At 44.9% G+C, this 14,322-nt stretch carries 11 protein-coding genes; 5 read left to right on the top strand and 6 right to left on the bottom strand.

The window, feature by feature from the left end; genetic code table 11:
* Positions 1-4: 4 nt before the first annotated feature.
* The 6 genes from AC1DDK_RS03725 to AC1DDK_RS03700 form a co-directional block, all read right to left on the bottom strand.
* Positions 5-2,452 carry a TraG family conjugative transposon ATPase gene (locus AC1DDK_RS03725; protein ID WP_477611785.1) on the bottom strand — a complete coding sequence of 816 codons (2,448 nt, stop codon included), beginning with the start codon at positions 2,450-2,452 and terminating at the stop codon, positions 5-7.
* The gene (locus AC1DDK_RS03720) at positions 2,449-3,258 is read right to left on the bottom strand and encodes a hypothetical protein (protein ID WP_448633415.1); all 810 of its coding nucleotides are present in this window, start codon (positions 3,256-3,258) and stop codon (positions 2,449-2,451) included. Before AC1DDK_RS03720 ends, AC1DDK_RS03725 begins: the two co-directional genes overlap by 4 nt.
* On the bottom strand, positions 3,255-3,584 hold the full coding sequence (locus AC1DDK_RS03715; RefSeq protein ID WP_448633416.1) for a DUF4133 domain-containing protein: 330 nt from the start codon (positions 3,582-3,584) through the stop codon (positions 3,255-3,257). The genes AC1DDK_RS03720 and AC1DDK_RS03715 overlap by 4 nt, the downstream gene beginning before the upstream one ends.
* Positions 3,585-3,594: 10 nt before the next feature.
* Positions 3,595-4,032 (bottom strand): hypothetical protein, encoded by a 438-nt coding sequence (locus tag AC1DDK_RS03710; RefSeq protein ID WP_477611784.1) that lies wholly within the window; start codon positions 4,030-4,032, stop codon positions 3,595-3,597.
* Between the two features lie 10 nt (positions 4,033-4,042).
* On the bottom strand, positions 4,043-4,372 hold the full coding sequence (locus AC1DDK_RS03705; RefSeq protein WP_477611783.1) for a DUF4134 domain-containing protein: 330 nt from the start codon (positions 4,370-4,372) through the stop codon (positions 4,043-4,045).
* 193 nt (positions 4,373-4,565) lie between these two features.
* The gene (locus AC1DDK_RS03700) at positions 4,566-5,027 is read right to left on the bottom strand and encodes a hypothetical protein (protein ID WP_477611782.1); all 462 of its coding nucleotides are present in this window, start codon (positions 5,025-5,027) and stop codon (positions 4,566-4,568) included.
* A 411-nt stretch (positions 5,028-5,438) separates the two neighbouring features.
* Here AC1DDK_RS03700 and AC1DDK_RS03695 point away from each other — a divergent pair, with 411 nt between their 5' ends.
* From AC1DDK_RS03695 to AC1DDK_RS03675, 5 genes are all read left to right on the top strand, one after another.
* On the top strand, positions 5,439-6,011 hold the full coding sequence (locus tag AC1DDK_RS03695; protein WP_477611781.1) for an RNA polymerase sigma factor: 573 nt from the start codon (positions 5,439-5,441) through the stop codon (positions 6,009-6,011).
* Between the two features lie 80 nt (positions 6,012-6,091).
* Positions 6,092-7,222 carry a FecR family protein gene (locus AC1DDK_RS03690; protein WP_477611780.1) on the top strand — a complete coding sequence of 377 codons (1,131 nt, stop codon included), beginning with the start codon at positions 6,092-6,094 and terminating at the stop codon, positions 7,220-7,222.
* 299 nt (positions 7,223-7,521) lie between these two features.
* The gene (locus tag AC1DDK_RS03685; RefSeq protein WP_477611779.1) at positions 7,522-10,935 is read left to right on the top strand and encodes a TonB-dependent receptor; all 3,414 of its coding nucleotides are present in this window, start codon (positions 7,522-7,524) and stop codon (positions 10,933-10,935) included.
* Between the two features lie 13 nt (positions 10,936-10,948).
* The gene (locus AC1DDK_RS03680) at positions 10,949-12,466 is read left to right on the top strand and encodes a RagB/SusD family nutrient uptake outer membrane protein (RefSeq protein ID WP_477611778.1); all 1,518 of its coding nucleotides are present in this window, start codon (positions 10,949-10,951) and stop codon (positions 12,464-12,466) included.
* 1 nt (position 12,467) lies between these two features.
* Complete coding sequence (locus AC1DDK_RS03675; RefSeq protein WP_448633424.1) at positions 12,468-14,054, top strand: family 16 glycosylhydrolase; 1,587 nt, start codon at positions 12,468-12,470, stop codon at positions 14,052-14,054.
* Positions 14,055-14,322 lie beyond the last annotated feature (268 nt).

The following is a 14,322-nucleotide window of genomic DNA, read 5'->3' as shown; positions in this document are numbered from 1 at the left end:
AAGTTTAATTGTTGTTTTTGTCTTTCAGCAGCGCTGTTATTCCCGCTTCCATACTACCGTGTTTTTCTGCGGAAGTGCTGACCAGAACCCTTTCCCTTCCTTCGGTGGTGTAGGCATAATATTCTTCGGGACAGAGCTCATTTTTGTAGACCTTAGCCCTTTGTCCGCCAATCTCAATGAAAATCTCCCTGTTGTCCTTATTCACCGAGAGCAGGATCGTTTTGGCCTTATCGGATAGTCCCAGGGCATTTTGGAGTTGGTCAAACTTGTGGAGGAACTTGCGCATGTCCATCAGGATTTTGATGTCAGCATTGTTAATGATGGCATCTTTGATGACCGGTGAACTGATCAAATCATCCAGTTCCTGGGTAATGACAATGGGTACCCCGTTGAATTTGCGGATGGTCTTAAAGGCATACTTCAGGAATTCGGCCATCCCGGACTTGGCGATGGCTTTCCATGCCTCGTCTATGGTGAGTACTTTGCGGACACCCGGTAGCTTGCGCATCTTTGAGATGAACAGCTCCATGACAATCAGGGTGACTACGGGGAACAGGATGGGATGATCCTTGATGTTGTCCAGTTCAATGACAATGAAAGGCTGTTGCAACAGGTCCAGGTTTTCCCAGGCATTGAGCAAATAATCAAATTCACCGCCCTGATAGTAGGGACGCAAGACATACAGGAAATTGTCCAGGTCAAAATCCTTATCTTTTACCTTGTGTTGCCTGAGTAAAACGCCATATTGGTTTTGCAGGAAATCATAAAAGGTGTTGAAGCATGGGAATATTTTCTGGTCTTTTTTCAATTCGTCATAATATCCCTGCAGGGCATTAGATAAGGCCACATATTCACTGCGGTTGAAAGGATCGTGTTCCTGTTTCCATAAGGAGATGAGCAGCGCCTTTAAACTTTCTTTTTTTTCGGTATCCAGTACGTTTCCTTCCGCCAGGAAAAAGGGATTGAACCGGATGGGGTTATCCTCGGTGTAAGTGAAATAATAACCTCCGACCAATTCACATAACCCTTTATAACTGCCACCGATGTCCACCGTCACGCAATGTGCTCCCTGCTGGTACAAGGTGCTGAGGATATGGTTGATGGTCATGCTTTTGCCGCCCCCTGAGCTTCCACAGACTAGCATGCCCATATTGGAGGCGATACCCGATGTCCTTGGCTCATCAAACAGGTCTACATAGACGGGTTTGCCGTTTAACCGGTCACTGAAACGGATGCCCTGACCGGGGCTTACACTTCGGTAATTGCTTTCCAGATTTAAAAAGCAGCATGCCTGCTCGGCAAAGGTGTCAAAGGTATCATTCATCGGAAAATCTGCCGCATTTCCAGGAATACCAGCCCACCAGATCTGTCCGGCACCAACCAGCTCAGGTTTGGCTGCCGCATCCATCTGATTGAGCGCAGAGCAGACCTTATTTTTCAGCTCAGGGAGTTCTGCTTTGTTGCCGGTCCAGAGCAGTACATTGAAATGTGCTTTTACTGGCAGGCGCTGCTGAGCGATGGCCTCATTTAAGAATTCATTACTGGCATCCCTGGCAATGGTGTTTTCCCGGGAGTAAGCCGACAGGGATTGCAGGCGCAGTCGTTTATTTTCAATTTTTTTTAAGCTTGCCTGGGGATCATCAACAAACAGGTACTGATTATAAATGTGGTTGCAGGGCAACAGCATCCCCAGCGATCCGGCGAAACCGATAGGAAATTTGGTTTTGTCAGTCGAGAATTTATCATAAGTGATTCTTGGTCCGCACAGATGAGGCAGGTCGGCTGCATCACCCAAAGTATATAGCTGTGCAAACTGGTCGCCAATTTGTATGCCGTCCTCAAAAGAGATGTCTTTATAGAGAAAGTCCCGGGGACGTTCACACAGGCTGCAGTACCTTTCAATTAAGCCTGATTTGCGCCGGTAACTTTCCAGCTCCGGGGCTTTGAGCCTTTTGAGTTTAATGAGGCCACAGTCCTCCATGATGCGCTTGAACTGACTGACCTGGTCCAGAAAGGTGTCAAATGCTGCCGGTTTCAAAAACTCGCCGGGCACAATGGTTTTTTTAAGCAGGTTGCAGAACAGCGAGCTGCTGGTTTTCCTGCCTGCGGGTTTTTTGCAGAGCATGAGGTAGCATTCATGCTGCAGGAATGGCCTGCCCTGGAAATGTCTGGCACTGCTTTCAGCTAAAAATCCTGGAAGATGCTCCTGCACCTGATGGGCACTTTGCAGGAACCAGTCTTGCTTGTGCATCAGGCTGTGTTTGGGCAATACTTTAATGGCTTTGACCCAGCTCTGGTGGAAAGCCTCATATTCTGCATCTGAAAGACTGAAGATCTCCGGAAGCTCCGCCTGGAAGACCAGGGTGAGGTCTCCCTGGCTGGAGAGAATACAGTCATTTTCTATACCCATAATGGGCAGCATGTCGAAAAGGTTTGGTGTCTTGGTGTTCATATGCTTTTTCCTTTCCTACGGGGTTGGATGTAGGATTTTAATTTGGGTGCCTGAGGGGCTAGGTTTTTCTTTTTTTGCAGGTCGACCATTTCCTGATGTGCAAGTTTGGTCAGGGGAGTGGCCATGGCCTGGTGACTCATTTTCATGGGAAAGCGTGATAACAACTCGGTGTCTTCCAGCTTGTAAAGCCTTGCTGCGCCCACGGGATCCAGCAGGATCTCATTAGGCATTTCCAGTAGGACGATTCCTTCCCGAAAGGGCGTTAAAACCGATTCTTTGCTGATCTGTTGTCCCTGTTTGGTATCAAAGAATAAGCGCAGTTTCTCCCCGTCGGCGCTCAGCTCCAGTTCCTTGATCCCGATGCGCGCTGCAGGTTGGGCTACCGGACGCAGTTCCCGCATGCGGACATCAATGATGTAAGGTTTTCCCATCAATGTGATTGTGGGCAATTCACCTTTAAGCCTCCGGTCGATCGCCTCATCAATCATCAGGATGCCCCAGTTGTGGCGGTAACTGGTTTGATTGAAAAGTGCCGGCAGGCTGCTGTCTTTGCCGAATTCTTTTTGCAATACCTCTTTGGGAATGATGATGCGCCGGAGCTGGGGGCTGAGTTCCCGCATGAGCTGCAAATGGGATTTGGCTACTTTTTCAACGATCGCATAGATCATCGAATAAAATCCCCCTTCTTCTTTGAGCTGGGAAAAGGGAATCTTGTTTTCTGGGTAGGCTGCCTGCACAAATTGCTGTTTTTCACTGTCGACATGGAACAGTGAGCCGTCCAGGATAATGCTGATATTGGCTTTCATGAGCGGGTAGGATTTAAGTGTTGAAAGGTAATCCGACTATGATTTTTGATCAGTTTGGGCATTTTTCGTCTGGCGATGGCCTTCATCATGCCATGCTCGCCATAGGTATTGCTCCATTGGTAAACTTTGATCATCAGGATGGCCCCGGTTACCAGAATAAAGGCCATACAGAAATAGGTATTGAGCCCGATCAGGTACAGCAGGACAAGAAGGATTAGCAGCATCAGCATGCCACCGGCAAAATATCCGATGTATTGCGCCTTGAGCCCTTTAAACTCAATGCTTTTATTGATGCCCTTGTTGATGGAATAAACGCTGTTGTTCATGACTTTGATGTTAAGATTTGGTCGTATTCAGGTATTTGTTGATCTGCCGGCAAACCACATAGCGAATCAGTGTGTCGTTAAGTTTTGCCTCACTGAAATGCATGGAATTGAAAATGGGTGTGCATACTGCGATCAGGTGGACAATTTCCTGGGTTAGGGTGCCGTTCTCCCGAAGCTGCAGGTAATCTCCTGTAAATTCTTCTTTCAAAAGATTGCGCAGGTACTGGTATTTAGAAGGCCTTAAGTCGGCAGTAAGCACTTTCATCAAGACCCGGGCAACCAACTCAGGCTCCTCTTCGGTGATGGTAAGGGAGTTGAATGAGGGGAGATGCTTCGCTAGCCTTTCTTCGAGGTATTGATCCAGGGCCCTATGTTGCAGACTGATGATCAGCTCAGGATTGTGCTGTACCAGATAGTTCTCGAGTTGCTTTTTTAACTGCTCTTTCATGGGAATGGAATTAAACGCCGAAGAAAGATTTGATGATGGTCGCTACAACGACCAGGAAGATGCAGCTGCCAAACCAGGCGGCTGCAATTTTGGAGGTGTCCTGGTCACCGTTGCTCCATTTCTGATAGACTTTAACTGCACCGATGAGCCCGAGCAGGGCTCCTACAGCGTACATCAGCTGGACCCCGGATTGGAAATAACTTCTGACTTCGGCGTTTGCCTTTTGAATGCCGGCATTGCCATCCTGGGCACTACTGTACAGGTGGATTAAACAGAGTAGGAGTATTGCCCCGTATTTCTTTAAGTTCAGGGCTTTATGTGGTTTGGGTATTGCTTTCATATCATTTTTTCTTGTTCATGGAATGGAATTTCTGTCGCCCGGTACTTCACCGTACCGGGTGCAGAAATGGCGGCCGTCACGCTGCCCTGTTTTCCTGTTTTTTTGCTAATGCGCTTGGCAGGGGCGGCGGCCAGACTTTATTCCCCTATGCCCGCCAATGGCCAGAGCGGGCATGGGGAATTCCAGCTCAGCGCTACCATAGCTGCTGGAGTTCGGTTTCATCAGGTGGGGAGATTTCTGCTAACTGGCATTCTCTGATGATCATCTCATTGATGGATGGACGAAATGGCGAATCTTTCAGGTCAGGGTAGTCATGGATCACCTTTCTGAGTTTTTCTGTTAAGCTGGTTTCCATGGTTCCTGGCCCCTTCTGGTGGATCTGTGATTTGAGTCCGGCAATCAGGCTTTCGATCCTGTCAAAAGTTTCCTCGTTGTTTTGAGCTGGGGTGATTGGTTGATCAGGGAGGATTTGATTGGCCGGCAGTTGCTGCTCACCTGTAGCAGGCTCAGATGGTTGGGAAGGAATGTTTTTTTTGCCGCTGAGCAGCGCCCTGAGCGCTTGTGGATAAAACCGGATGGCAATCCAGGTATAGTAAACAAGTGTCAGAATAAGGAGTCCGCTAAGGTACTGTGTCCAGGTAACGAGGTTTAACATGTCTGTAATTTTTAGTTTCTGTTTTTCGTCCCTGCTGCAAGATCATTGGTCTTGCAGCGGGCTGATGAAACAAAGGTGGGCAGGCTGGAGAAGTACCAGGGATACATAAGAAAAGCTGTATCCCTGTATCTGCTGGTATTCAAGTCTATAAATTACACGTCATTTATTGCTTAAGCGTTACAGGGAACTTGGTGCCGCAATCAAGCGATAAAGGGCTGACGCTGTTTTTGAAAGAGAGGACACAGCTAATCTCTCAACAAGTATATGTATATAAATCTTAGGGTTATTTTGTTGGCTTCCGATGGGTAGCTGAAAAAATGAGAGACAAAACCATCTGGTTGTTGATATATTTCATTTAGTTCTATATAATTGCCTGAATATTTCAATAACTTTATAGGCAGGGACCAATTCATGACTGATTATAGCGAATTTAATGATTCTGAGCTAGCTAACCTGCTGAAGGAAGGGAATCAGTATGCATATACCGAAATATTTGAGAGATATAAAGGCTTGCTTTACAAACATGCATTTCGTTTGCTCAATGATCAGGAAGAGGCTAACGACATCATTCAGGATCTTTTTTTGACGCTTTGGCAAAAGAAGGCTGAACTTAATTTCAGAACTTCATTGTCTTCCTACCTCTACAGCGCAGTGCGCAATAGGATATTTGACCTGATCAGCCATCAGAAAGTAGCTTCTAAATATCTGGATTCCATCAAAGTTTTTGTCGAGCAGGGCGATTACATTACCGATGAACAGGTTCGTGGAAATGAACTGTCCAGGATTATCGAAAAGGAAATTGCTTCTCTTCCCCCAAAGATGAGAAAAGTCTTCGAATTGAGCCGCCAGGGGGAACTGTCTTATAAAGAGATTGGCAGACAACTGAATATTTCTGATAAAACAGTAAAGCAGCAAGCTTATAATGCAGTAAAAATTCTCAAGCTAAAGATCAATTCTTACCTCTCACTTTTCCCTTTTTTATAATTTTTTTATTTTTCTTCTAATACCTTTCAGGTGGTTCCCCGTCTTAAGGTTATAAAGGGGTAAACAGCCTCTTGCTGATTATGGAAGAAAAGCAAATTACCGAGCTGTTAGAAAAATATAAGAACGGACTACTGGATGACCGGGAAAAGGCAATACTCGAAAGCTGGTATCTTCAGCAGGCGGACAACAGTCCGCATGAGATCAGCGATGATGACCTGAACCATAACCTGGAGCATATCGCCACCGGCCTTCCTTTAAAATACCAAAAGCCTGAATATCAATTGTGGAAACGCGTGGGTTCCGCCGCTGCAATTCTTCTGGTGGCAGGATTGGGCTATTATTTTTTCCGCCCTGAGCAGTTAACTATAACTACTGCTGTAGCTAAAATGCAGGATGTGTCTCCAGGTGCGAACAAGGCTGTTCTCACACTGGGCAATGGCAAAAAGATCAGCATTACAGATGCCAAGGATGGAGAACTGGCCAATCAAGCTGGTATCAGTATTAAAAAGACAGCAGACGGACAATTGGTTTACAGGGTAGATGACGTGGGTACTGCGGGTAAAAATCCTGTATTTAATACCATTGAAACGCCAAGAGGTGGACAGTACCAGATCGTATTGCCTGATGGCACAAAGGTTTGGCTCAATGCAGCTTCAAGCCTCAAATTTCCGGCGAGCTTTTCAGGTTTGGCCAGCAGAAAGGTGGAGCTGAACGGCGAGGCCTATCTTGAAGTAGCCAAGGATAAAAAGCATCCATTTATTGTAAAAACACCACAGCAAGAGGTTGAAGTATTGGGGACCCATTTCAATGTGAATACATACAGCGATGAAGATGCCATAAAAACGACCTTGCTGGAAGGCGCTGTTCTAGTGCACCTGGAAGGACAAAAAGACATCAGGCTTGCGCCAGGACAACAGTCCGCCATTCGCAAAGCCAGTCCTGCAACGGTAAGCGTGGTGGATGTGAATGAGGCCATTGCCTGGAAGAAAGGCAATTTTGAATTTAATAATGAAAATGTATATCAGATCATGCGGAAGGTTGCCAGATGGTATGATGTACAGGTCATTTATGAAGGAGAGATCCCGCTCAGTACGATGGAAGGTACCATGTCCCGGTTCCAGAATGTCTCAAAAATATTGGATATCATGCAAAGTACCGGCCTGGTCAAGTTTAGAATTGAAGGCCGGAAAATATACGTCAGTAAAATATAGGACTTAGGCCAGGCAAGGCATATTTCCGCAAATAACCTAACCATTAACCAAATAAAACATGAAAAGAAAACTACGACAGCCGCATTAACCAAATGCAGAAGGGCCCCGTAAAAACAAAACGTGAAAGTGTTAGAGCACTTCCACGCCAATTGTCAGGGTCACCCTTATCCGGATTTTCATCCTGGAAAAATTGATTAGAATCTAGTGTTAAACCCAAACAGAACAAAAGTATGAATTTAAATGCTTTTCACAAGATGGCAGGGCCCATGCCTGGCCTGCTGTCGAAAATTTTATTCGTTATGCGAATCACCACGTTTTTATTATTTGTAATGCTCATGCAGGTCAGTGCATCAGGCCGTGCCCAGAGAATTACATTGTCCGAAAAAAATGCTTCTTTGAAAAAGGTGATCGAAAAGATCCGCCAGCAAAGCAATTATGATTTTTTCTATATCAAGGATAATCTGAAGTCGGCAAAACCCGTCGACATTCAATTGAATGGCGTCTCGGTTGAAGAAGCGCTTAAGGCCATATTTGCAAACCAACCCCTGGGATATGAACTGAAAGACCGGGTAGTGGTGATCAAAACAAAACCAAGAGCCCTGATCCCAGCATTGACCCCTGTATTTAAATCCGTGGATGTGGGCGGCAGAATTACCGATCAGGCTGGTGTAGCCATTCCGGGAGTAAGTGTAAAGATCAAGAATACGCAGAGAGGGACGGTTACCGACGCCGATGGTAAGTTTCAGCTGAGTCTGATCAAAGGAGATGTCCTGGTGATGAGCTATGTGGGGTTTCAGACAAAGGAGCTTGTTTACGATGGACAATCAACCATTGAGGTGATCATGGAACAAACCAACAACGCGCTTGGAGAGGTAGTGGTGATTGGTTATGGAGCGGTAAAACAGAAAAACCTGACCGGTGCGGTAGTACAGGTGAAAGGTAAGGATTTGAATTCCAGTGTGGCTTCCAGTTTCCAGCAGACTTTGCAAGGAAAGGCTGCTGGGGTTGAAGTGATACAGCCTACAGGACAACCAGGTGCGGGTGTTACCGTGAAAATCAGGAGTAATCCATCTTTTGCCAATGCTGGTGTTTTATATGTAGTGGATGGTGTTCCYGTTAATGATGCTGCGGGACAACCCCATCTGGGCGGGAGCGTTGGTGGCGCGAGATATGTAGAAGATGGGGTGGATAAATCACCTTTGAACTTCATCAATCCAAATGATATTGAATCGGTCCAGTTTTTGAAAGATGCGAGTGCAGCTTCTATTTATGGCGCCAGAGCTGGTGCCGGAGTGGTTTTAATTACCACCAAAAGAGGTGCAGAAGGTAAGGCGAAAATTGAATACACAGGGTCTTATGGCAGTCAGCAGGCAGATAAAATGTACCCGGTTTTTGGTGAACAGGATTACATGACACAACGCAACCTGCTTAAGCAGGAGATTTGGTACAGAGATAATAAAATTGCCCCTTACTATGGAAATGTACAGACAGGTACAGTAACACCGTATACTCCTGTTTTTACACCGTCGCAGATTGATGGGGCATCCAACAACAATCCATCTGCTATGGATGCAATTGTAAGAACGGGCTATACACAACAGCACAACCTGTCTCTTTCCGGTGGTAATGGTAAAACCTCTTATTTTGCGTCTGGAAATTACTTTGACCAGAAAGGTGTAATCATTGGCACCGATTATAAAAGATACAATGGCCGGTTAAATATAGATCAGATCGTTTCTGATAAAATTAAGATTGGTGCAAACATTATTGCTTCCAATTCAGAGGCTGATAATACCGTAACTGGTGGCCAAAATGAGAATGGGGGAATTGTAACGGCTGCAATTTATTGGGCGCCTTCTGTGCCTTTGAGGGGACCAGATGGTAGCTATCCATTAAGTCCTTACTACCCCAATATTCCCAATCCTTTATCTTATGCAACTGTTACAGACAAAACAAAATCTACGCGCTTATTAACCAGTGCATATGGAGAATGGACGATTGTTGAAGGATTGAAAGCGAAGGGAAGCTTTAGTCTGGATCAGTCTAATGCTAAGCGGTCATCTTACTTTCCGACAACCTTTTTATACGGCGCTCAAGCCAATGGGTCTGCAAGTATCTCTCAATCAGATAGTCAGTCTAAATTGTTTGAATATACTTTGTCTTACAACAAGAATCTTTCCGAAAAACACAACCTGAATGCAGTGGCGGGTTATACCTATCAAAGGACAGATACTGAAGGTTTTAATGCTGGTAACCAGAATTTTCTTTCTGATGTTACGCAATACTATTCGCTTCAATCCGGACAAGCCGATAAGCCTACGGTAGGGTCGAGTAAAGGACAATTAACCTGGGCATCATATTTTGCAAGGGCGATTTATACCTACAACGGCAACATCACCCTCCAGGCATCTATACGAAGAGATGGCGCTTCTCTTTTTGCAGAGAATAAGAAATGGGGCTATTTTCCATCTGTATCTGCTGGATGGGTATTGTCTGATGAAGCGCTTTTAAGTGCTGTTAAGCAAATCTCTTTCCTGAAATTGCGTGCAGGGTACGGGGAGACCGGAAATAGTTCTTTTGAGGGGGCGGCTTTCCCGAAATACGGTCCAGACCGAAGTGCCTATTTTGGTTCCGGTAGCCTGAATACCGGTGTTTCTTTGACCAGAGCTGCTAATCCAAACCTAACCTGGGAAACTGCTGCCGAAATTAATATTGGATTGGATTATGGTTTGTTTAATGACAGAATTACCGGATCATTTGATTATTACAGCAAGACGATCCGAAACCTAATTGCTTATGTAACTTATCCAACAGGGTTTGTGATTAATGGTGTATATACCAATGCCGGTAAAACCAGGTCTAAGGGCTATGATATATCCTTACAAACTAAGAATATTGTCTCTGAATCCGGAGATGGTTTAACCTGGTCTACGAACCTGACTTTTTCTCACTATTTGAACTATTGGGTGCAAAGGTCTCCTCAAGCCCTGTCGGTATTAGAAAAATATGAGGTGCCATCTGGTAGCGGTGCTTTATTTAATCCCTTCTTGGGTTACCAATCTGTCGGGCTGTTTACAGGTCAGTACGGAACTGCACCAAGCCAGATGCCGGGAATGCTTCCAGGAGGCGTGATTCTTAAAGATATTCATGGTTATGATGCTGCAGGTAATCTTACAGGTCCTGACGGAAAGATCACTGCGGCAGACCAAATGTATATCGGTAACGAGGATCCTCAGTTTAATTTTGGAATAGGCAACAAATTTAGCTATAAGAACTTTGACTTGAATATTTTTATGTCGGGACTTAAACAGAAAAAATGGTCACCTTATCTAAACGGCCGGGCAAATGAAAGAACCACTAATGCTTATGGCTTTAATGCAATGCCCATTTCTACAAGCAGATGGAGCTTTCAAAATACAGGAGGCAATTTTCCAACTTCGTTGCATGATGCCAGTTACGGAGGTTACCAGGATGGTTCTGATTACTGGCTAGTCAATGCAACATTCTTGCGCTGCAGAAATATTACGCTTGGTTATTCACTCCCTGAGCGATTGATGGCAAGACAGCATGTATTCTCTAAGATCAGGCTTTCCTTTGATGTTCAGAATCCTTTTACGATTACCAATTACCCTGGACTTGATCCGGAACTGGATACATCGAATTTTTATCCGATGGTAAAAAGTTATGTGTTTGGTGTTAATGCTTCATTTTAATAATAAAATCGTCATGAAAAATCATATAAATACAAAATTGTCTAAATCATTATTGTCAGCCTGTTTAATGGGAGCTGCTCTTTTTTTAGGCTCTTGTAAGAAAAATTTAGATTATGTCAGTTATGGAGATCTGAATTCTGTAGTTAAAACGGCAGCAGGGGCCGGAGCGGTGACCAGTGCAGCCTATACGGGGCTTGCAGGGGGTGGAGACTGGCAAGGTGGATGGACTGCCGGCACCTATGCCTGGAGAACACAAGCCATGATGACCACGGATGAAGGCGTTTGCGCCTGGGGAGGCGATTGGATAAAACTGAATAGCCTGAATTATAATCCAGACTTTGATTGGGTTACCCATAATTATAAAAACTACATGCCGTACATCTCCAGGATTGCTATTAACCTGGAAGATATACAGAATATCAGCATGGATGAAGCTTTGAAAAAACGTTACATTGCCGAATTAAAGGCGCTCCGTGCACATTATGCTGAGTTGATTTATTTCAATTACGGACCGGTGAACATTGTTACTGATCCAAAAATTGCAGCAGATCCAAATGCCCCGGTTCTGCCCAGACCGGCAAGTTCTGTTACGGTAGCACAGATTGAAAAAGACTATCTGGAAGCCATTGACGTTTTACCCGATCGTTTTACCGGTGGTGATTACGGGCGCTTCTCTAAGGCAGCGGCACTAACGGGCCTGATGAAGCTGTATATGCATGAAAAAGACTGGCAGAAAGCTGTATCAACGGGTATGCGGATCAAAACGATGGGTTATTCATTGCAGGCGAATTACGAGGATAATTTTAGTATAGCCAATAAAGGAGGGGCTTCAACAGAGATCATCTTGGCTATTGTTTGTACACCAACTGGCGGTGATCAGTATACCAATATGTGGCTTGCACATTCTTTGCCAGCAGACTATAAAGATCCATCGGGGGTTAACTTAACCGCCTGGGGTGGATATAAAATGCCCTGGAAAACCTATGATAAATTTGACCACGCAGATAAGAGACTTAAAGTGCTGTTAAGTAAATACCCAACAGGAAAAGATGCGGCTGGTAATGTGATCTATAAGGATGCCAGGGCTGCAGGTGATATTGGGGCGGTACCGATGAAGTTTGCACCTGATCCCTCTAAAGCAAACGCACAGAACAGTGGTGTTGATTTTCCGGTATACCGGTACGCTGATGTGTTGCTTATGCTGGCTGAAAGCATTAACGAAGTCAATGGTGGACCTAATGATGAGGCATATAGTGATATCAATGCGGTTAGAAACAGAGCCGGATTGGCCAATCTGACCTCTGGTTTGTCGAAGGCACAGTTCCTGGCCAAAGTTCAGGATGAGCGTTTATTTGAGTTATGGGCAGAAGGTTGGAGAAAGGACGATCTGATCAGATGGAACCTGTTTATCCAGCGTGCAGCAAACGATGGTTCCGGGACAGCTGAAACTTTTAAAGTATTGCTCCCACTTCCAAGGGTGGTGATCAATCAAAGCAACGGAGTGATTAAACAAAATCCAGGATATAATTAAAATGAGGATTCTATTCTTTTTACTTTTTATCACTGCAGGGGCTATTGCACAGACCCCTGCAGTTCCTTTAAATTTAAAAACCCTGGGTACCAGGAGCTGGATCCGGCTAGAATGGACAGGCCGGGCTGCTGATCAGCTGGGTTTTAAGGTCTATTGGTCTGAGCAAAACCGAAAACCGGCATTGCCGGGCGCAACGATAGGGTCCAATCTGCAGCGCTATTATATACAGGATGTGAAGGAAGAAACCCAGTATTATGTGTGGCTGGAAGCCTATAATAAGACGGGTTCCAGTAAACCTCTTTGTGCTAAAGTAACGACAACGAAAAAATGGCAACTGGATAGGGATGAACTTAGGAACCTGGACATAGCCAGCTCCAGTGCTGTTCCTGACGGGATGGAGGTTTTCTGGAATGATGAGTTCAATGACGATTTGCTGAATAGGAATAAGTGGTCAACAAACTATTATTCCAACATTGATTTTCTCAAAAAAGACAATCTATCGCTAATGCTTCACGATAGTCTGCCTCAGCCTGGAATGAGTTTTAATGGCAGGAGCATTCATTTGTTTACCAATGACGTTGTGCCTGTTCGCAGTTTTTATCCCGCTAGCGGAAGGAAAATCTCTTCCATTCAGACATACGATTGGCGGAAAAATGAGAACTACCTGGACAACAGCAGAGGTGGTTATTTTGAGGTACGGGTTAAAAGGAGCAGCTCGGGTAAGCCACAAGGGGTAAATACAGCCTTTTGGTTTGATTCACCTGGCCCTGATCTGAAATATTATCTTCAGCAGGGGACCCTATTGGATGGCATCTCAGGCATCAGACCTGCAGGGCAGGTTTTTGAAATTGATGTGTTTGAGAACCTGGACGCCCAGTTTGTATTGCACGGACATGTAGATGAGCATGGGGCTTTTCAGCATAACCTCGCTACAGATATTGCCGAAGGCTTTACCCATGTTGACCAATGGGTAACACATGGTGTCCTATGGACGCCCTCGAGCATTAAGCATTACATTAATGGCAAGCTGATTAAAGCTTACGACAATAAAAACCAGATTTATTCGCCCAACCATTTTATGAATGTCTTTTTGGGAAGTTACGGTGCAGGGGGATCAGTTGATATGGAGGTGGATTACATCCGGGGATACCAATGGCCTTTATTGAAAGGAAATGAATTGCCAAACCCAGGGTTTGATGCAAATAAGAATTTGTCGCCCTGGGAAGGAACTGGTGAATTGACTTCAGATGTGAAGCGAAATGGAGATCATGCGCTGCTTTTAAATCCGGGTCAGTACATAGAACAATATGTATACCTCAATCATAGTACAGCCTATCAGCTGGAGCTTTGGATGAAGGGGAAAAGCCATCTTGAGGCAACGGTACAAAACGTTACGCAAGTGTCCGGAGTGCTGGATAAAGGCAGTAAGTTTGAAGTCAGCGGTGCCAATAACTTTAGTGTTAAAACATTAAAGTTTAAAACAGGATCGGAATACCTGAATCATATGAAGACAGTAAAAGTGAGGTTTTTAAATACAGGTAGCTCAACGGTAATATTAGATGATGTTAAGGTCTCAAAGGTAAGGTAGTTCATCAGGCTGATCCGATCGAAAATTAATAGATCTCGGGCGGCGTTGAACCAATATTTAGGGCTTTCAGGAGGTGTCTGGAAACAGACCTTCCTTTTCAAAATGGAGAGATCTCCGTGGAAATTAGCCTTCCCGAATGTCATTGTATTTAAAAGCATACCAGCAAACTGTGAAACTGAGCGGGGCACTGATCCTAAAATTAGTATCTCCAGGTTCGTGCGTCTTCATAGAAGGCATACTGCAAAACAAAGCCCCGGGATTCAACTCG

The organism is Pedobacter sp. 05T44 (assembly GCF_056395985.1).
This window is presented reverse-complemented; position numbering and strand designations above follow the sequence as displayed.

Excerpts from the sequence above, each read along its gene's own strand:
- AC1DDK_RS03725 (WP_477611785.1), bottom strand. The coding sequence starts at position 2,452 with ATGAACACCAAGACACCAAACCTTTTCGACATGCTGCCCATTATGGGT.
- AC1DDK_RS03680 (WP_477611778.1), top strand. The coding sequence starts at position 10,949 with ATGAAAAATCATATAAATACAAAATTGTCTAAATCATTATTGTCAGCC.
- AC1DDK_RS03700 (WP_477611782.1), bottom strand. The coding sequence starts at position 5,027 with ATGTTAAACCTCGTTACCTGGACACAGTACCTTAGCGGACTCCTTATT.
- AC1DDK_RS03690 (WP_477611780.1), top strand. The coding sequence starts at position 6,092 with ATGGAAGAAAAGCAAATTACCGAGCTGTTAGAAAAATATAAGAACGGA.
- AC1DDK_RS03705 (WP_477611783.1), bottom strand. The coding sequence starts at position 4,372 with ATGAAAGCAATACCCAAACCACATAAAGCCCTGAACTTAAAGAAATAC.
- AC1DDK_RS03710 (WP_477611784.1), bottom strand. The coding sequence starts at position 4,032 with ATGAAAGAGCAGTTAAAAAAGCAACTCGAGAACTATCTGGTACAGCAC.
- AC1DDK_RS03675 (WP_448633424.1), top strand. The coding sequence starts at position 12,468 with ATGAGGATTCTATTCTTTTTACTTTTTATCACTGCAGGGGCTATTGCA.
- AC1DDK_RS03715 (WP_448633416.1), bottom strand. The coding sequence starts at position 3,584 with ATGAACAACAGCGTTTATTCCATCAACAAGGGCATCAATAAAAGCATT.
- AC1DDK_RS03695 (WP_477611781.1), top strand. The coding sequence starts at position 5,439 with ATGACTGATTATAGCGAATTTAATGATTCTGAGCTAGCTAACCTGCTG.
- AC1DDK_RS03720 (WP_448633415.1), bottom strand. The coding sequence starts at position 3,258 with ATGAAAGCCAATATCAGCATTATCCTGGACGGCTCACTGTTCCATGTC.